A 17,573-nucleotide genomic window follows, 5' to 3' on the forward strand; every position below is an offset into this window, starting at 1 on the left:
CGCCCACTCACTCACTCAAACGAGGGGAAGAAGGGTTCATGAGTGCCATCGAGGAGCAGGCGGGCCCACGCCCCGGGCCCGGCACACCGCCCCCGGGCGCGGGTCCGGGCCGGTTCCCCGGTGGCCTCGCCCCGGCCTTCCGCTCCCGGCCCGCGGGGCGACGGCGTACGTTCCTGCCGCAGTTCCTGCTCGCACCGGCGGTGCTGCTGTTCCTGCTGTTCACCGTCGCCCCCGGCGTCTACGCCCTCTACCTCAGCTTCCTCAAGCCCCAGATCGGCGGGGGCCTGCTCGGCAACGAGGACCCCAGGGACGTCTTCGCAGGCCTGGAGAACTACCGGGCCACCCTCGCCGACTCCGAGTTCTGGCACAGCATCCTGCGGATGCTGCTGGTCGCGGGCATCGGAGTACCCGCCACGATCTTCTTCGCCACCCTGTTCGCCCTCTGTCTCGACGCGAAGCGGGCGCGGCTGGTCGGCATCGCGCGGCTGGCCATCTTCCTGCCGTACGCCGTACCGGGTGTCATCGCCTCACTGCTGTGGGGCTTCATGTATCTGCCGGCGACCAGCCCGATCGGCGGCGACCACATCGACTACTTCGGCTCCGGGCAGGTGTTCTTCTCGGTCGCCAACGTGGCGGTGTGGGGTGTACTCGGCTTCAACATGGTGGTGCTGTACACCACGCTGCGCAGCCTGCCGCGCGAACTGTTCGAGGCCGCCGAGATCGACGGCGCGAGCGAGCTGCAGATCGCGTTGCGCATCAAACTGCCGTTGCTCGTGCCGACCTTGACGCTGGTGACGGTGTTCTCGTTGATCGGCGCGCTGCAGCTGTTCAACGAACCGACCACCTTGAAGCCCATCGCCAACGCGATCAGTTCGACCTGGGTGCCGCTGATGCGCGTCTACACCGACGCCTTCGTCAACAACGACATCCACCGGGGAGCGGCCACCTCGTTCCTGCTCATCATCATGACCGTCACGGCCACCGCCGTCGCCAACCTGCTTCTGCGCAGGGTTTCCCGAAGGAGTGAGCGATGACCGCCGTCACCACCGGGCCCGCAGCGGCGGCCGCGCACCGGCGGACCCGCTCCGGCCGTGTCAACCTGGTGCCCACGATCATCCTGGGCCTCGGCGCGCTGTACTGCGTGCTGCCCGTGCTGTGGATCGTGATCGCGGCCACCAAGACCAACGACGAGCTGTTCTCCACGCCGCCGTTCAGCCCCTCGTTCAACGGCGGCTTCGTCTCCAACATCGAGGCACTGTTCGCCTACAACGACGGGATCTTCGCGCGCTGGGCGCTCAACTCCCTGATCTACGCCTTCGGCGGCGCCGCGCTGTCGACGATCATCTGCGGCTGCGCCGGGTACGCCCTGGGCAAGTACCGCTTCCATGGCAGCGTCTGGACGTTCCGGGTCATCGTGGGCGCGGTGCTGCTTCCCCAGATCATGCTGGCCATCCCGCAGTTCCTGATGCTGGCGAAGTTCGGCCTGACCAACAACTACGCGGCGGTCATCCTTCCGCAGTTGGTCAGCCCGTTCGCCATCTATCTGTGCAAGATCTACGCGGAGGCCTCGGTCAGCGACGACATCCTGGAGGCGGCTCGCGTGGACGGGGGCTCGGAGTGGCGCATCTTCGTGTCCATCGGTTCCCGTCTGATGGCCCCGGCCCTCGTGACCGTGTTCCTCCTGCAGTTCATCGCCATCTGGAACAACTTCCTGCTGCCGTTCGTGATGCTCAACACCGACCGCCTCTACCCGCTCACCGAGGGGCTGTACGGCCTGCTGATCATCACCGGCGGCCAGGCCGCGCAGTACTCCATCGTCATCATCGGCGTGCTGTTGTCGATCATTCCGCTGGCTCTGCTGTTCCTCTCGTTGCAGCGGTACTGGCGGGCCGACCTGCTCTCCGGCGGGGTGAAGGCCTGATGGCCGACCGGCCTGTGGTGAAGGCACTGCCCCGCCTGGGCTTCGGGGCGGCGGCCATCGCGCAGCCGCCCGTACCCACCAGTCAGGCCATGGAATGTCTCGCCGCGGCATGGGACAGCGGGTTCCGCTACTACGACACCGCACCGATGTACGGCGACGGCCGCTCCGAACTGCTCCTGGGACGGATGCTGCGGGGCCGGCCGCGGGACTCGTACCTGCTGAGCACCAAGGTCGGCCGGCTGGTGCGGCCCGGCCACCCCGACACGGCTCGCACCGGTGCGGGCTGGATCCACGACTTCAGCCACGACGGGGTCCGCACCTCCCTCGACGAGAGCCTGCGGCGGCTGGGCGTCGACCGGGTGGACCTGGTCCTCATCCACGATCCCGACCGGCACTGGGAACAGGCCCTGGACGGCGCGTGGCCCGCCCTCGCGCGGCTACGGGACGAGGGGGTCATCGGCGCGGTGGGGGTCGGCATGGTCCAGGCACCCATGCTGGCCCGGTTCATCCGCGAAACCGACATCGACGTGGTGCTGGCGGCCGGCGTCTACACCCTGCTTGACACACAGGCCCGCCTCGAACTGCTGCCCGAGGCCGAGCGCCGGGGCGTCACGGTCATCGCGGCCCAGGCCATGCACGGCGGGCTGATCGACGGAGTGGCCGATCCGCAGTTCCGCTACCGGCCGGCGACCGAGGAGATCCGGGCGACGGTGGCACGGATCGCGCGGATCTGCCACGAGTACGGGGTACCGACCGCCGCCGCCGCTCTCCGGTTCCCGCTGGGACACCCGGCGGTGGCCTGCGTCCTCACCGGCCCCGCCTCGCCCGGCCAACTGCGGGAGAACCTCGACTGGGCGACGACCGAGATCCCGCCGGCGCTGTGGGACCGGCTGCGCGCGGAAGGCCTGTTGCCCCCGGACATCCCCGTTCCCGCATCGGCCGCGCCACGTCCCTGGAGCATCCCGTGAGCCGCATCGTCGTCCTCTCCGGCGACGCTTCCTTCACCAGTTGTTGCTCCTTTCCGAGTCTCTGGCTTTGCTGAGGGCGACGGCAATGGGGTGACGGCGGGTGACCTGGCTGATTCGACTGACGGTGTGCCGGTGCTCGCGGCCGGGGTAGAGCCGTGTGCCGAGATCCGCGGCACCGAGCAGGGCGACCAGGTACTCGGTGCGCTTGGACGGCGAACCGAATCCGGCTCCATGGGTGACCGCTTGCACCGCCTGTTCAATTCTGGCGGCAGCCCGCGCGTGCTCGGCCGAGGAGATTGTCCACGAGGTGAACGGTACGAGCCCGAGAATACGGCGCCGGTGCGCGATCAGAAGACCGCGGGCCTCCATCGCTTTGAGGTAGCGCGGTTCGATGTTCCGCGTGTGCGACAACAGGTTTATCCAGGTGATGACGGGCATCGTGGCCCGGGAATTGACGCTTGGCAACCGGAATGCGGCGCGCAGGCGAGGGACGAGCCCGTCAGGCAGATCGGGTCCCGGTTCGGGCGGATACCCCGGCAGCCTCGCCAGCCAGGTCGGCCGGACATCGTCCACGAGCGTCTCGAATATGGAATCGATGACCGGGTCTCCGATCGTGAGCGGTCGCAGTTCGACGACCATTCCGTTCTCGATGGTGATCGCGCCATGCAGTTCGAGTTCGGCGAGAACGGCTCCGGACAGCGCGTGGTAGAAGGAGAGCGGACGCTTGATCACGCGTGTCCTGGGATGCGCGCAAGCCAGCAGAAGTTCCTCAGGCAGAGTGAGGAACGGCTGTTCGTACATCGACTACCCCCCGGTCGTGGTACTGAGCACTTCGGTCTGCAGGTGACCACGCCCTGCGGAGCGACGCGGTTGCGGGGATTTACTGGGCGGTGGGTCCCCCGTGTCCTGCCGGCAGTCGGCCGGCCCCGGGGTCATCGATTCTCGCCGCGGATACGGGACGCGATCCGGAGCAGTTGTTCGACCGCGCCGGTCAACGGGCGGTCCTTCGGCCATACGGCGCGCAGCCGCCGGCGCAGGTCGGCACCCGTCACCGGGACCTCCACGACGCGCCCCTCGGTCAGGTCGTCCTGGACGCTGACCGCGCTGAGCACCGCCGGACCGGCGCCCTCGGCGACGGCCCTTCGTATCGCGACGTTGGCGTCGAGCACCATCAGAGGTCTGCCCGGCTCGACTCCCGCGCCGGCGAGCACACGCTCGATGGTCTCCCGTGTGCCCGAACCCACTTCGCGGACGATCAGGCGGGTGCGGGCCAGTTCGGCCAGATCCACTGGCTCCCGCCGTCGTGCCCAGGCATGCTGCGGCGCGACCACGACGACCAGCCGGTCAGTGCCCACCTGTCGCGAGCTGAGCCCGGACGGCACGGTCGGTGCCTCGATGAAGCCCAGACTGATGTGGCCGCTCTTCGCGAGCGTCGCGACCTGTTCGGAGTTGGTCACCTTGAGACTGACGTAGACGTCGGGCGATCGCCGCTGCAGGGTGCCGATCCACCGCGGTACGAAGTGTTCGGCCAGCGTCATGCTGGCGGCCAGGTGCAGGTCGAGGGCATGGTCGCCGCGTAGCGCCGCGACCCCCACCATCAGCGAGTCCACTTCGCCCAGCACCCGTCCCGCCCATTGGCACACTGCCTTGCCCTCAGTGGTCAGCGCGGAGCCGCGGGTGCCGCGGCTGACCAGGGTCAGCCCCAAGCGCCGCTCGAGCAGGGTCAGGCGTTTGCTCGCGGCCGGCTGGCTGATCCCCATGCGCTCGGCGGCCTGACCCAGGCTGCCGAGCTCGGCCACCAGTGTCAGCAGCACGAGACTGCCGAGGTCGGGAGGCGACTTGCTCATAACCACAGTTTATGAGCGCATTCCCGATGTGTCGGTACCGTGCCGCCGCCCACCCGGCGAGGATGAAGCAGTACGGAAAACGGCAGACAAAGAAAAACCGAGAGAAGTAAGGACCGGCCATGTCGCACCATCTCGACACTCCGCTGGCGGCCCAGAACGGTCAGCTTTTCATCGACGACCTGTACGTCTTTCCCGGTGAGCGCAGCACGGTCTTCGTCATGGACGTCAACTCCGACATCACCGGCGTCTACGCCCAGCCAGGGTTCCACCCGGAAGCACGCTACGAATTCAAGGTTCATTTCGACGGCGCCGACTTCGAGACCCTGACCTATCGGGTCTCCTTCGACGAACCCGGCCCGGACGGCACCCAGACTCTGCGCCTGCACGTCCTGACCGGGGACGAGGCGCGCCAGGACTCCGCCGACGGCGACCTGGTACTGGAAGGCCGCACCGGCGAGACGGCCGCCGCGGATGGCACGCGCATCTGGGCCGGGCGCGTCTCCGACCCCTTCTACATCGACCTGTCCCTGCTGGCCATCGTCAACGGGGCGGTGGCGAAGGGGGCGGCGGTGGACCTTTCGGACTGGCGCCCGCACGAGGCACAGAACAGCTTCACCGGCACCACGGTGGAATCGATCGTGCTCGAGGTTTCGCACGAGCACGCGCGGCTGCGGCCCGGGACTCGTACGGGCGTCTGGTGCGCAACCAAGCTGGCCACCGATGCCGGCGGATGGCGGCAGATCAACCGCGGCGGGCACCCGATGATGTGGCCGATCTTCTGGCCCGGCGACACCGACTTCACCAACCCCGCCAACACCCGGCACCCCTCGGAGGATCTCGCCGCTGTCGGCGAACTCATCGCCGGCCAGGTCGCGGCTGTCGTCGCGGCCACCGGGACCTGCGCCGACCCGGACGGCTACGGCCGGACCGTGGCCCGGCAGCTGTTCCCCGATGTGCTGCCCTACGTCGTCGGGACGCCGGCCACCTACGGCTTCGCCACCCGTAACGGCCGCACCCTGGCCGACAACGCGCCTGAGGCGATGCTCTCCCTCGTGACCGACACGGCCGTGCCGGCCGGACTCAAGCCGTCCGTCGCCCACCACCTGCGGACCGACCGCTTCCCGTACGTCGTCCCCGTATGACCTGTAGCCCGCCCCTTCCGAACCGGAGCTCCGGGTGGGTGCTCAGCGCAGTCATGTGCGCCGGATGACCAGCACGGCCACGTCGTCGAGGTGGTCCACCGCGACTGCCGCGTCGAGAACCCGGTCGGCGATGCCCTCCGCGTCCAAGTCGTCGCGGAGGGCCTCAGCAGCCAGGGTTCCGGCCCGCTCCAGCCCCGCCTCCAGTGTCAGTCCGGGGCTTTCCACCACGCCGTCGGTGACCATGACCAGGGCGCTGTTCCGGTCCAGGGTGAAGGTCTCCTCGCGGTACTCGGTGTCGGGCAGGACTCCCAGGACCGGCCCGCCCGGCAGCTCGCGGATGCTGTGGCTCCCGTCCTTGTGCGCGCACAGCACCGGCACGTGGCCGGCGCTGGCGCCGGTGACCTGTCCGTCGCGTGGATCGAGGTGCAGCATGGTGCAGCTGGCGAAGCGTGCCGCGCCCATCGTGACGAGTAGTTCATTGGTGCGCGTCAGCACGGTCGCCGGGTCTGGATCCTGGGCGGCGATGGCGCGCATGGAGGCGCGGATCTGTCCCATGGCTGCGGCGGCATTCACGTCGTGCCCCTGGGCGTCGCCGATCTCCATGGCGACAGAACCGTCGGGCATCACAAAGGCGTCGTACCAGTCTCCGCCGATGTCCAGCCCGTCACGGCTCGGCTGGTAGCGGGCGGCGAGCACCAGGCCCGCCAAGGGCTCGGGGAGTGTGGGGAGCATGGTCTGCTGCAGGGCCGTGGCCAGCTCGACGCGGGCCTCCTGCAACCTGACGCGCCCAAGTGCCTGACCCGCCAGGTCGGCCAGCGTACCCATGAGGGTCCGCTCGTCCAAGGACGGCCGGTGTCCACTGCCGTAGAACACCATCCACGCCCCCAGCGGCTGATTGCCGGTCTCACTGAGGGGCGTGATGGAAACGGAGTAGTTGATGCCTCGCCGGGCAATCCATGGAAATCCGCCTCCATGTGGCGAGCGGCGGGTGTGGTCGTCCAGGTCGGGGATGAACTGCGGCCGGCCGCGGCGTATCGCCTCGGGCAGCGGGCCCGGCTGGTCCAGACGCAGGCCGTCCAGGGCGTCGACCTCCTCCATGGGCACCCTGGCATCGGCACAGACGCGCAGGCGGCCCTCGTCGAGGATGGCGAGCAGAGCGCCGGCGGCGCCGAAGGTCGCGGTGAGACGGGTCAGGATGACCTGCAGCAATTCCTGTTCCGTGGCTGCGGTGATCAAGGCGGCGGAGAAGTCGGCGGTCTCTTCGGCGCGCGCTCGCTCGGCACCCAGCTTGGCTTGCAGTTCCTTCCGGCGCTTCTCCTGCACGGTGTCGTCGCGGACCATCCCGAAGATCAGTTCGGGTCCGCCGTACCCCAGCCGGATCCGACGGGTCTGGGCGGCCAGGTGGTGCCAGCCGTCGGTCTCGGTGAGGTACCGCAACGCAGTCCACGGCGACTCCGAGGCGGCCGAGCGCATGAGGTTCCGCAGGGCCTCCCGGTCATCGGGGTGGACTCGTGAGATCACTCTGGACAAGGCCACCGTGACCTCCGGGAAGATCGCGGCCAGGGCGGGTGCGCCACCGATCCACTCCAGCTGCTGCTCCTGAGGTGAATACATCCACAGGCCAAGGCCGTTGGCCTTTGCCGCCAAGCGGAACGGGATCAGCAGGCCGGCCAGGTCGTTTCGCACATCCAGGGCATGAACCCAGACGAGCCGCTCGCCACTTGCGGAATCGTTCACCGAACGCGCCTCGATCAGGCAGGCGACGGGTGCTCCGTCCGGCCCGGGGAACTCCAGCGCCCGCATCGCGACCGTCTTCGTCCTGGCCGCGTGCGCCACGAGATTATCGGCCGACATCCGCTGGCTCGCGGGCCACAGATCGCCGAAGTCGCGGCCCAGGCATTCTCCGGCCGGCTTGCCCAGCGCGGTGGCCATAGCCGCGTTGAGGCCGCGGACGGCTCCGCGCAGCCACAGAAGAGCCGCCGGTCCAGGCTTGCGAAGGAGTTCGTCCGACGCGTCCATCCAAGGCTCCCTGGCACATTTCAAAACGACCCCATAAGCCATGATTCACGCATTTGGCAATGATTTCCCGCGGAACGGCGTGTTTGTTCGGTCGCATTGAGTGACCAGGGACTTGGGCCGCGGTCGCCGCATCCCCCATACGTTCATCGGCCGGACGTACCTCGGCCCGCGCGTTCCCCCCGTCCGCGCGCCGAGAAGGGACAGCGGGTCCGGGAGCGCGGCGAGGCACAACCCCGGCACAGGGGTGATGCGTTGGTCAGCCCGTGACCAGCGGCTCTCCGATGCAGCCCGCCAGCGCGTCCAGCGCCGCCTGTCGGCCTGTGTCGACGGCCTCACGGAGGGGGCCCGGGCGTCGCTCGGTTTGGCCGATCGGACTGCTGCCGAGGGGTGGGCGGATCTGCAGGGTCGCGGGGTGCGAGGCAAGGAGCCGCTCTTCCTCCGCTCTGACGGCCTCGCGCTGAAGCCATGGCATGAGCGCTCCCGGTGCGCGCCGGGCGAACCACCGTGACATCACCAGGCGTTGACCGAAGGGCGGAGCCGACGTGGTCTCGTCCGTGCGCCGCGTGCGAAGTGCCACGATGTGGGTGGCCTGCTGGGCCAGTGCCGTCCGCACGGGGACCGCCTCGCTCACCCCGGCATCGACGAATGACCGCCCGTTGATCTCGATCGGTTCCCCCGCCAGAAAGGGCATCGCGGCCGACGCACGGAGTGCCGCCTGCAGACTGGCCTGGTCACGGATCTGCTCGAACAGATCGGTGGCCTCGCCCGTGAGGGCGTTCGTGGCCATCGGGTGGAACTCGACGGTGCTGTCGAGGATCTCCTGGAACCCCATCGGCAGGATCTCGGTGTAGACGGTGTGGACCAGGAAATGGGTGTCCACGACGGGTCGGCGCCGCAGAGCGCGCCGCGGATCGATGGTCGTCCTCATGATCATCGGAGTCCACCATGCGTGCATGTTGCGTTCCGCCCGGCCGCACAGCAGCCATGCCGCGTTGAGTGCTCCCGCGGAACTGCCGTAGACGGCGTCGAACAGGGGCAGCAGTCCGAGTCGCTCGATGGCGATGGCCATGCCGTAGGAGTAGGCGCCACGGGAGCTTCCGCCCTCGACCAGGAGGACCACACGCGCGTCGTCGCGACGGTTCCCGGGACTGCTTTCCTGTCGCTTGCGCTCGCGCAGCAGCTGAAGGACGGTTTCGCTCATCGCCGGCTGCCTTCCAGCGGGCGGACGGTGAGGATCTGCTGGGCGTGGCCGACCGGGCCGCTGACGTCATGGAGAACGGCGCTGGTGAGGCCGTGCCCGGCAGGGCCGAAGCTGACGGCGGTGTCCAGGCCGGTCCAGCTTCCTTCGGGCCGGCGGTGGAAGTGGAGAGTCATGTCCATGTTGGGGTACATCCACTTCGTGGGGGGCTGCTGCACGGCCATGCCGTTGACCACGTCCACGCGAGCGACGAACGACGCGAGTGTGCCGCTTGGTTCGTGGGCGACGAGATCGACGGGGCTCGAGACCCACGCACGGGCACGCCCGGCCCGTCCGGATGTCCGCCGGCGGACGTGAAGGGAGCGGGCGTAGCCGCAGTCCCACTGTTCGCTCATCGTCCAGGGAGTGAAGGCCTCGGGCGGCGCGAGCCGCTCGAAGGGGGTGTCGGCGACCGCTGTGGTGTCGAGAACCGCGAGATACCAGGCACGGGCCCGGACAACCGGACGGCCCGCGACCGTGCGGCCGGGGCGGATGGTCTCCACGGTGATCTCGCATTCGTCAAGGGCGAGGAAGCCGAGGATGCCGTAGCTGATCCGGACCAGGACCAGGCGGTCGGCGGGGCCGGCGGCGCGATGCCGGTCCAACGCGTGGACGACGAGACCGGCCAGGGGACCGAAATGTTGCTCCTCCGCGTTCCAGGCGCCTTCCGCGTGGACGGTGGGTTCGTAGTGACGTTCGCCCGTGCGCTGGTAGTAGCTCTCACCGGGAGCGGTGGTCGAGGTCAAGGGTGTTCTCCTCAGCTGACAAACATGAGGCGAGTGGGATGAAAGGGCTCGCCGTCTCGGCAGGCAAAAGACGACCGGCTTGCGTCCGAGAAGGTGAACCTACTCGCGGGTAACGCGTGCTTCATGAAGTGTCGGTCAATGAATCGCTACTGTCAAATACGTGAATATGAGTAGCGCTATTCGAAATTCTGCGTAGCGATATACCGCGAGGCGCGCCGACCGGCCACACTCTTCGCGATCCGGCCCTACGCCCCGAGCCCCCTGCCGTGTCGTGCCGCTGGCGGGCCGTTTGGTCAGTCACCGGTCGCAATGCCGGAGTCGGCGCACACGGTGGCGATGCGGTGAATGCCCTCGGTGATCTCGTCCGTGCCTGCGATGTCGGCGAAGCTGAGCCGGATGTAGGGGGCCGGTGCCTCGGCGGCGAAACAGGGGCGGCCGGGGGACACGGCCACGTCGGCGCGGAAGAGAGCGGCGGTGAGAGCGGTCTCGTCGGTGCCGTCGGGCAGACGCAGCCAGAGGTGGTAGCCGCCGGCGGGAGCGCGGACGGTGGCGGCGATGCCCGGCAGGCAACGGCGCAGTGCGCCGATCATCGCCTCCCGGCGCTCCCGCAGGGCCGAGCTGATGGCACGGAGATGACGGGGCCAGGCAGGGCTGCCGACGAGTTCGAGCGCGGCCTCCTGGAGCGGTCGCGGCACGAAGAAGCTGTCGACCAACTGGATGGCGCGCAGCCGCTCCATGACCGGTCCGCGGGCGACGAGCGCACCGACTCTGAGGTTGGGTGAGGCCGGTTTGGTCAGCGAGCTGACGTGTACGACGGTGCCGTAGGCGTCATCGGCCACGAGCGGCGGCGGGAGCTGTCCGCCGTGTCCGAGGCGGCGGGCGAAGGCGTCCTCGATGACGAAGGCGCCCGCGGCATGTGCGATCTGGGTGATGCGGCGGCGACGGTCGGGAGCGAGGACCGCCCCGGTGGGGTTGTGGAAGAGCGGCTGGCAGTAGAAGACGCGGGCGCCGGTGGCGGCGAAGGCGTCCTCCAGGAAGTCGACGCGCACGCCGTCGTTGTCCATCGGCACCGGCACGGGACGAAGCCCTGCCGCCCGGGCGGCGGCGAGTACGCCGGGGTAGGTGGGCGATTCCACGAGTACCGGGGACCCCGGGGGAGCAAGGGCCTGCAGGGCGGTGGTCAGGGCGGCCTGACCGCCTCCGGTGATGAGCACCTGCGAGGGGAGGACGCCGCCGCTGGGTCCGCCCACCTCGCGGGCGAACCAGGAGCGCAGCGCGGTCAGGCCCTCCAGGGGCGGCCGGTCCCATGCGCCGGGACGGCGCGCCGCGCGGGCGAAGGCCGCGCCCAGAGCCTGCTGGGGCTGGAGTGAGGAGTGCAGGTAGCCGCCGTTGAAGGCGATCACGCCGGGAGGGGGAGGCACGAGGCTGGCGAAAACGCTGGAGGCGTCGACCGTCCGCGGCGCGGGCTCACCGTGTTGCTGGTCCTCCGCGGTGAGCGCGAACTGCTGCCATGACGTGTCGACGGCCCTGGTGTCGATGACGCTGTGCTGCGCGCGGTAGGCGCCGGCTCCGGGCCGGGTGATCACCAGTCCTTCGGCGGTCAGCGCGGCCAGCGCGCGTGAAACGGTGACCGGGCTGACCGCGAAGCGCTCCACGAGGGCACGGCTGGACGGCAGCTTCTCTCCGGGGGAGTACCGCTCGAGTTCCTGGCGCAGAGTCGCCGCGATCTCCTCGAATTTGCTACTTCTTTTCATGCAAAAAAGGATAGCGCTTCCGATATTTTCGGCACGGACCGGCAATCGGCCCAACTCGGCGGCATGAAGAGGAGGCGCCGGTGGTCGGGGCGGTTGTGTCTCTGCCGGGCACCGCACGGTCGCCGTGGTCCGCCAACGGGTTTTTGTGCTGAGTGTTGACCCGTCAAGACATCCGATGTTCAATTCCCTTGACGCGGTCATGCCGATGTCGTGATGTGCCCGCACGCCGTACTTCCGCTTGCCGTGGGCGATTCGAGAGCGAACGGCCTCGTACGCCTTGCTCTGCTCGTTCGGTTATATGCCCCGCTCGGCGCGCCGCTTCTCCGTGCCCTCGTACGGCACGGGGAGGCTCGGCGTCATAGAAGCAGTCCGTCCCAGTCATCCGATCAATCTCGCTCGACGTCGACCGGTCGCATGCCGGCCCCGCGCTGTCCGGCACCGGTCGTCACCCCCACCAGCAGGGAGGACACTCGATGAGACTGCGCAGACTCGTGCGAGCCGCGCTCGCAGCCGTCTGCATCATGACCGCGACCAGCGTCGGCCTCTCGACTCCGGCCGCGGCGGCACCGACGGACGCCGCGTTCGACTCCGCCACCGGAGCGCTGAACGTGGATCGCGCCGCCTACCTGTCCAAGCACGACCTCGTCTACAACCGGCCCACCACCAACCCGCTGCACGGGCTCACCGTCGGCAACGGCCGTACGGGTGCGATGGCCTGGCAGAACAACGGGCTGACCATGCAGGTGTCCGGTGTGGACACCTCCCAGCAGACCGCGTTCGGCGCGGGAATGCTCAACCTGTCCACGACCCCGGCACTGGAGAGCGGCTACAGCACCTATCAGCAACGCCTGTCGCTCTACGACGGCACCCTGACCACCGCGTACGACGCCAACCGCACCGTGACCGTGATGGGCGTGCCGAACTCCGAGGTCATGGGCGTGCACGTCGAGGACTCGCGCTCCGGGGTCTCCGCGGTCAACCTCGACCTGGGCCTGTGGGACGTCTCCCAACTGGGCAACAGCGGGGACGTGCCCGACCTGAACACCTGGAAGACGGTCTCGACGTACGCGGACTCCACGGGCGCCGGAATCAGCCGCGGTCAGTCCGACCCGCAGAACTTCGGCTACACCCTGGCGGCCACGGTGGAGGGAGCGGCCTACAGCGCGCGGGTCGTCGACGGCCGGACCGTCCGGCTGTCGATCACCCCCTCACGCAGCTACACCATCTGGTTCACCGCGAGTACCCGGCTCAACGCGCCCTCCCACGACTCGGTCGCCGAGGCGAAGCGCGCGCTGGCATCGGCCAAGAGCCGCGGCTACAGCGCGACGCTCGGCGACTTCAAGTCCTGGTGGCACGACTTCTGGGGCAAGTCCTTCGTGCAGTACTCGGGGCTGTCCGGGGACGCGGACTACCTGGAGAACATCTACTACCTGAGCACGTACATGATCGCCGCCGGGGGGTACGGGACCAATCCGTTCCACTTCATCAACGGCGTGTTCCGGGCCACCGGTGACCAGACCAAATGGAGCAACGCCTACTGGTTCTGGAATCAGCGCGACGTCTACAACTCCTTCCTCGCCTCCAACCACGTCGACCTGCTCGCCGGCTTCAACCGCCTCTACAGCCGCAACTCGGCCGCGCTGAAGGCGTACACCAGCACCCGCTACGGCGTCGACGGGCTGTGGGTGCCGGAGACCATGGGCTGGGACGGCAACGCCCGCGGCACCGTCAACAGCGACTACACGAAGAACATCTGGTCGACGGGCACCGAGGCCGCGTACAACATGTACCTCCAGTACGCGTACACCAACGACACCTCCTACCTGCGGAACACCGCCTACCCCTTCATGCGGGACGTGGTGAAGTTCTACGCCGCGAAGCTCTCCTACGACTCCGCGTCCGGCAAGTACTACGTGGCGACCTCGAACGCGCACGAGACGTACTGGAACGTACCGAACGCGATCACCGACCTCGCCGCGGTGCGCACCCTGTTCCCCCTCGCGATCCGCACGTCCCAGACCCTGGGCCTGGACGCCGACCTGCGGCCGCAGTGGCAGCGGATCGTCGACAACCTGATCGCCTATCCGTCCACCGCGGACGTCTATCTGCCGCACACCCCGCCGCTCGCCCAGACCCGCAACGGGGAGAACGTGGCTGCCGAGATCATCTGGCCCTACGACCGGACCGGCATCGGCTTCCCGGATCAGCAGAAGGCCGTGAACACCTTCAACGCACGTCCCTTCCCGTACGGCAACGTCTGGGCCAACGACGCCGTGCAGGCGGCCCGGCTGGGGCTGGGCGACCAGGCCTACCAGGGCATGAAGACGATGCTCCGCAAGTACCAGACCTATCCCAACGGCATGACCGACAACACCAACGGCGTCTTCGAATACCTCGGGGTGCACCTCGCCGCCCTCAACGAGTCGCTGCTCCAGTCCTACAACGACAAGATCCGGGTCTTCCCCGCGGCGCCGACCGACTCCTCGTTCACGGGACGGTTCACCCTGCTGGCCAAGGGCGGCTTCACGGTCAGTTCGGAGCGTGAGGCCGGCGAGGTGAAGTACATCGGCATCAAGAGCCTGTACGGCAACACGACGCGGATCGTGAACCCATGGGGGAGCCAGCAGGTCAGGGTCCGCGACGTCTCCGGCGGAACGACCGTACTCACCACGAGCGCCACCGAGTTCGACCTCCCCACGGCCGCCGGAAAGGTGTACGTGGTGGAGCGCACCGCCAAGCCGCTGTCCTCCTACACCCCCGTACGGCTCACCGGATCGGCTAACCAGGGGGAGAAGGCCCTGAGCGGCACCACCTCCACACTGGGCATGGCCCAGAACCCCAACCCCATGGTGAACAACACCCAGTTGACCTACGACAGCAACTGGTACCCGACCAGCGGCCGAGGATACGGCGACTACAACGACGACACCCACCACAGCACGACGGTGAACGCCGTGGCCCAGTACACCTTCACCGGTACGGGCGTCGCCTACCTCTCCGAACGCAACGGCGACATGGGGCCGGTCGACGTCTATCTCGACGGCGCCCTCCAGGCGACCGTGGACCTGCGGGTCTCCGGCGCGCGGCAAGTGCAGCAGACCGTCTGGCAGCGCAGCGGACTGACCCGGGGAACGCACACCATCCGCATCGTCAACCGCAGCACCTCGGTGGGGATGGTGGACGCCCTGCGCATCACACCGTAGGAAGCCCGGAAACCCCATGGGCTCGGCCGATGTCCGGCCGAGCCCATGGACCCGCGCGGGGCACGGCCCGCGCCCTCGTCAGTCCTCGCGGCCGGCGAGCATCGCCAGGGCCTTGGAGCGCTGCGCGACGAGGTCGTCGTAGGTGCCGTCGCGCTCGGCCCAGCGGTGCATGAGGACACCCTTCACGAGGACTTCGCGGGGGGTGGGGTCCGCCGAGAGCAGTTGCATGACCTCCGTGGCGAAGTCGTCGAGCGGCAGCGCGTGCGGGTTCACCTTCTCCTGGCCCGCGGTGGCGACGGCCGGGGGAACGAGTTCCACCACGCCGACGCCCGTGCCGTCGAGCTGCGCGCGCAGTGCCTCGGAATAGGCGTGCACCGCGGCCTTCGACGCGGCGTAGCCGGGCATGGGCGGGAACGGCAGGAAGGCGATGCCGGAAGTGACCGTGATGAAGGTTCCGGCGCCCCGCCGGACCAGGTGCGGGGTGAAGGCGTCGACGACCCGGACGGTGCCGAGCAGGTTGGTGTCGATCGTCGTCTCCATCGCAGCGAAGTGCGCGGGGTCGCGCAGATCCTCCACGAGCATGACGCCCGACATCGTCACCACGGTGTCCAGCGCGGGATACCGGGCGAGGACGGCGTCACGGGCGGAAGCGACGGAGGAACTGTCGGTGACGTCGATACCGAACGTACCGAAGCCTTCTCCGGAGAGTTCCGAGAGCGCCCGCGGATTGCGGCCGGCGACGGCCACGGTGCTGCCCGCCGCGGCGAACCGGCGGGCCAGTTCACGTCCGATTCCGGAGGTCCCGCCGACGACGAGAACGGTGCGCTTGGAGAGATCCACGAGATCTTCCCTTCAGTACAGGGCGCCGCCGGTGTTCAGGCCCGCGGCGCAGACGGTGCTACCGAAGTCTTGACGGCATCCGCCGGATGCGGCAGTGCCCTCGTCTTCCCTGGTCCTGCCAGGGCCCCCTCCCGGACGCGCGCGCCGCATTACGGTGTCGGTATGAAGGACGAGGACCCCGGCAACCGGCTCGGCAGCTACCTTCGTGCCCGGCGGGAGCTGGTCTCCCCGGCACAGGCGGGCATCCCGCCCGGCGGCAACCGCCGGGTACCGGGCCTGCGCCGTGAGGAGGTCGCCCTGCTCGCCGGAATCAGTCCCGACTACTACCTGCGCCTGGAACGGGGTCGCGACAAGAACCCCTCGCCGCAGGTACTGGAAGCACTCGCGGGTGTGCTGCGGCTCGACGACACCGAGCGGACGTATCTGCTCGGCCTCACGGCGGCACGCCCCAGGGCGCCGCGCCGCAAACGGCCCGAGCACGTTCCTGCGCGGGTCCACGAGCTGCTCGCCCACCTGCAGATCCCCGCGTTCGTCGAAGGGCGCGCGTTCGATGTCCTGGCCTCCAACCCCATGGCCGTCGCGCTTTCCCCCCGCCTGCGGCCCGGCCGGAACCGGCTCCGTTCGCTGCTCCTCGACCCCGAGGAACGAGCCTTCCAGCAGGACTGGACGAGATCCACGGCCGATTTCGTCGCCACCCTGCGCACCACCATCGGGGACGACACCGACGACCCCCGGTTCGTCGAACTCGTCGGAGAGCTCGCACTGTCGAGCCCGCGGTTCCGCACCCTCTGGGCCCGCCACGACGTCGCCACCCTGGACGGCGGAACGACCACCGTGAACCATCCCGTCGTCGGTGAACTACGCCTCCACCGCGACAAACTCGCCATCGGCGACGTCATCCTCGTCGTCTACTACCCGGACAAGGGCAGTGACAGCGACGAGAAACTGCGGCTCCTTGCCTCACTCGCAGGCACCGAGTCCGGCGACGCGGCACTCGACCGGCCCACGGACACCCCGCACCACTGAGACAGCGAACGCCTGGCACACGAGTGGCACCGGCGGTACCGTTGGTGCCATGCCCGCCATGAACGTGCCTTTCGACGAGGACGACGACCTGCGAGCGGTGACGGAGGCCGCTGCCGCCGCCGGCGTCAGCACCCGCCAGTTCATCCGCGATGCCGCGCTGGACCGTGCCCTGGCCAAGCCGCGTGCGTTCCTCGCGGCCGCCCTGGCCGAGCAGGACCGGATCGCCGCGGTGTGGGCCGAGCACGACCCCGAGGACGCCCGGCCGGACCCGGCGCGGCACGCGGCCGAAGCCGAGGCCGCCGCCGCTCTGGCAGCCATGGACAACGCCCGCGGGACTGCCGCGTGACCGACGTTCCGGAGCCCGAGCTCGCCGAAGTCTCGTGGCTGCTGCAGGTCGCCGAGCACGTCACCGGTGACCCGCAGCTCATCGACCTCGGCCCCTTGTTCGCCGCGGTCAGCCGGCACCGCTCCCGCGCGATGGGCCGCGACGTGTACGGCTCGGTGTGGCTCAAGGCCGCGGCCCTCCTGGAGAGCCTGTCGAGACTTCCGGCCCTCGAGCACTCCAACCGCCAGTTCGCATGGCTGTCGACTGTGGCGTTCCTCAAGGTGAACGGCTACGGCCTGGACTACCCGCAGAAGGACGCGATCGCCCTGGTGACCGATGTCGCCCGGGGCACCACCGCCGTACAGGCCTCCGCCTTGCAGCTCCGCCGGTGGGCTGTGTAGCCGTCGGCTCGCCCGGCCGATCGGCGCAGTGGGGGGGGGGGGGCGCGGGGGGGGGGGGGGGGCGCCGCGCCCAAGCAGCACCCACACCCGACACGCCGAAAACAAAAACCAAAAACAACAACCAAAAAAACCGCCGAGGCTAAA

15 protein-coding genes are annotated in these 17,573 nt (G+C 69.0%); 8 read left to right on the top strand and 7 right to left on the bottom strand.

What is annotated here, in order from left to right; all coding sequences use genetic code 11:
* Window positions 1–38: 38 nt before the first annotated feature.
* Genes ACFWVC_RS00100 through ACFWVC_RS00110 form a run of 3 tightly spaced genes read left to right on the top strand, consistent with a single transcriptional unit; the run spans window position 39 to window position 2,889 of the window.
* The gene (locus ACFWVC_RS00100; RefSeq protein WP_384272826.1) at window positions 39–1,034 is read left to right on the top strand and encodes a carbohydrate ABC transporter permease; all 996 of its coding nucleotides are present in this window, start codon (window positions 39–41) and stop codon (window positions 1,032–1,034) included.
* Window positions 1,031–1,921, top strand: coding sequence for a carbohydrate ABC transporter permease (locus ACFWVC_RS00105; protein ID WP_384272830.1), 891 nt, complete (start codon window positions 1,031–1,033; stop codon window positions 1,919–1,921). Before ACFWVC_RS00100 ends, ACFWVC_RS00105 begins: the two co-directional genes overlap by 4 nt.
* Window positions 1,921–2,889 carry an aldo/keto reductase gene (locus ACFWVC_RS00110; protein ID WP_384272837.1) on the top strand — a complete coding sequence of 323 codons (969 nt, stop codon included), beginning with the start codon at window positions 1,921–1,923 and terminating at the stop codon, window positions 2,887–2,889. Before ACFWVC_RS00105 ends, ACFWVC_RS00110 begins: the two co-directional genes overlap by 1 nt.
* A 33-nt stretch (window positions 2,890–2,922) precedes the next feature.
* On the opposite strand, the gene ACFWVC_RS00115 is transcribed toward ACFWVC_RS00110, so the two are convergent.
* Window positions 2,923–3,690, bottom strand: a complete 768-nt coding sequence (locus ACFWVC_RS00115) for a GPP34 family phosphoprotein (RefSeq protein ID WP_384272841.1) — start codon at window positions 3,688–3,690, stop codon at window positions 2,923–2,925.
* A 131-nt stretch (window positions 3,691–3,821) separates the two neighbouring features.
* Complete coding sequence (locus ACFWVC_RS00120; protein WP_384272848.1) at window positions 3,822–4,736, bottom strand: LysR family transcriptional regulator; 915 nt, start codon at window positions 4,734–4,736, stop codon at window positions 3,822–3,824.
* A 119-nt stretch (window positions 4,737–4,855) separates the two neighbouring features.
* Between ACFWVC_RS00120 and ACFWVC_RS00125 the strand changes: the two genes are divergently transcribed.
* The gene (locus ACFWVC_RS00125) at window positions 4,856–5,878 is read left to right on the top strand and encodes a DUF4331 family protein (RefSeq protein WP_384272854.1); all 1,023 of its coding nucleotides are present in this window, start codon (window positions 4,856–4,858) and stop codon (window positions 5,876–5,878) included.
* Between the two features lie 51 nt (window positions 5,879–5,929).
* Here ACFWVC_RS00125 and ACFWVC_RS00130 read toward each other — a convergent pair whose 3' ends face one another.
* The 4 genes from ACFWVC_RS00130 to ACFWVC_RS00145 all read right to left on the bottom strand — a co-directional run bounded on the left by ACFWVC_RS00130 (window position 5,930) and on the right by ACFWVC_RS00145 (window position 11,634).
* A complete protein-coding gene (locus ACFWVC_RS00130; protein ID WP_384272860.1) occupies window positions 5,930–7,939 on the bottom strand; it encodes a SpoIIE family protein phosphatase in 2,010 nt (669 codons plus the stop codon).
* 214 nt (window positions 7,940–8,153) lie between these two features.
* Window positions 8,154–9,098, bottom strand: a complete 945-nt coding sequence (locus ACFWVC_RS00135; RefSeq protein ID WP_384272868.1) for a patatin family protein — start codon at window positions 9,096–9,098, stop codon at window positions 8,154–8,156.
* Window positions 9,095–9,880, bottom strand: coding sequence for a thioesterase family protein (locus ACFWVC_RS00140; protein ID WP_384272872.1), 786 nt, complete (start codon window positions 9,878–9,880; stop codon window positions 9,095–9,097). The genes ACFWVC_RS00135 and ACFWVC_RS00140 overlap by 4 nt, the downstream gene beginning before the upstream one ends.
* Window positions 9,881–10,173: 293 nt before the next feature.
* Window positions 10,174–11,634 (bottom strand): PLP-dependent aminotransferase family protein, encoded by a 1,461-nt coding sequence (locus ACFWVC_RS00145; RefSeq protein WP_384272881.1) that lies wholly within the window; start codon window positions 11,632–11,634, stop codon window positions 10,174–10,176.
* 473 nt (window positions 11,635–12,107) lie between these two features.
* Between ACFWVC_RS00145 and ACFWVC_RS00150 the strand changes: the two genes are divergently transcribed.
* Entirely contained in the window at window positions 12,108–14,837 is a 2,730-nt protein-coding gene (locus ACFWVC_RS00150) for a carbohydrate-binding protein (protein WP_384272888.1), read from the top strand.
* 78 nt (window positions 14,838–14,915) lie between these two features.
* Here the strand turns inward: ACFWVC_RS00150 and ACFWVC_RS00155 are convergent, their stop codons facing one another.
* The gene (locus tag ACFWVC_RS00155) at window positions 14,916–15,677 is read right to left on the bottom strand and encodes an SDR family oxidoreductase (RefSeq protein WP_384272896.1); all 762 of its coding nucleotides are present in this window, start codon (window positions 15,675–15,677) and stop codon (window positions 14,916–14,918) included.
* 162 nt (window positions 15,678–15,839) lie between these two features.
* Between ACFWVC_RS00155 and ACFWVC_RS00160 the strand changes: the two genes are divergently transcribed.
* The 3 genes from ACFWVC_RS00160 to ACFWVC_RS00170 are packed head-to-tail and all read left to right on the top strand — an operon-like array spanning window position 15,840 to window position 17,429.
* Window positions 15,840–16,703: a helix-turn-helix transcriptional regulator gene (locus tag ACFWVC_RS00160; RefSeq protein ID WP_384272904.1), complete on the top strand. Its 864-nt coding sequence runs from the start codon at window positions 15,840–15,842 to the stop codon at window positions 16,701–16,703.
* A gap of 49 nt (window positions 16,704–16,752) precedes the next feature.
* Window positions 16,753–17,049: a hypothetical protein gene (locus ACFWVC_RS00165; RefSeq protein WP_384272909.1), complete on the top strand. Its 297-nt coding sequence runs from the start codon at window positions 16,753–16,755 to the stop codon at window positions 17,047–17,049.
* The gene (locus ACFWVC_RS00170; protein WP_384272913.1) at window positions 17,046–17,429 is read left to right on the top strand and encodes a type II toxin-antitoxin system death-on-curing family toxin; all 384 of its coding nucleotides are present in this window, start codon (window positions 17,046–17,048) and stop codon (window positions 17,427–17,429) included. Before ACFWVC_RS00165 ends, ACFWVC_RS00170 begins: the two co-directional genes overlap by 4 nt.
* Window positions 17,430–17,573 lie beyond the last annotated feature (144 nt).

The sequence above is a fragment of the Streptomyces sp. NPDC058691 genome, assembly GCF_042714775.1.
In the GTDB taxonomy this organism is placed as follows: Bacteria; Actinomycetota; Actinomycetes; order Streptomycetales; family Streptomycetaceae; genus Actinacidiphila.

What these genes read in the sequence shown, in the direction of transcription:
- ACFWVC_RS00105 (WP_384272830.1), top strand. Translation starts at nt 1,031, where the DNA reads ATGACCGCCGTCACCACCGGGCCCGCAGCGGCGGCCGCGCACCGGCGG.
- ACFWVC_RS00150 (WP_384272888.1), top strand. Translation starts at nt 12,108, where the DNA reads ATGAGACTGCGCAGACTCGTGCGAGCCGCGCTCGCAGCCGTCTGCATC.
- ACFWVC_RS00120 (WP_384272848.1), bottom strand. Translation starts at nt 4,736, where the DNA reads ATGAGCAAGTCGCCTCCCGACCTCGGCAGTCTCGTGCTGCTGACACTG.
- ACFWVC_RS00145 (WP_384272881.1), bottom strand. Translation starts at nt 11,634, where the DNA reads ATGAAAAGAAGTAGCAAATTCGAGGAGATCGCGGCGACTCTGCGCCAG.
- ACFWVC_RS00115 (WP_384272841.1), bottom strand. Translation starts at nt 3,690, where the DNA reads ATGTACGAACAGCCGTTCCTCACTCTGCCTGAGGAACTTCTGCTGGCT.
- ACFWVC_RS00110 (WP_384272837.1), top strand. Translation starts at nt 1,921, where the DNA reads ATGGCCGACCGGCCTGTGGTGAAGGCACTGCCCCGCCTGGGCTTCGGG.
- ACFWVC_RS00100 (WP_384272826.1), top strand. Translation starts at nt 39, where the DNA reads ATGAGTGCCATCGAGGAGCAGGCGGGCCCACGCCCCGGGCCCGGCACA.
- ACFWVC_RS00135 (WP_384272868.1), bottom strand. Translation starts at nt 9,098, where the DNA reads ATGAGCGAAACCGTCCTTCAGCTGCTGCGCGAGCGCAAGCGACAGGAA.
- ACFWVC_RS00130 (WP_384272860.1), bottom strand. Translation starts at nt 7,939, where the DNA reads ATGGCTTATGGGGTCGTTTTGAAATGTGCCAGGGAGCCTTGGATGGAC.
- ACFWVC_RS00160 (WP_384272904.1), top strand. Translation starts at nt 15,840, where the DNA reads ATGAAGGACGAGGACCCCGGCAACCGGCTCGGCAGCTACCTTCGTGCC.
- ACFWVC_RS00125 (WP_384272854.1), top strand. Translation starts at nt 4,856, where the DNA reads ATGTCGCACCATCTCGACACTCCGCTGGCGGCCCAGAACGGTCAGCTT.
- ACFWVC_RS00165 (WP_384272909.1), top strand. Translation starts at nt 16,753, where the DNA reads ATGCCCGCCATGAACGTGCCTTTCGACGAGGACGACGACCTGCGAGCG.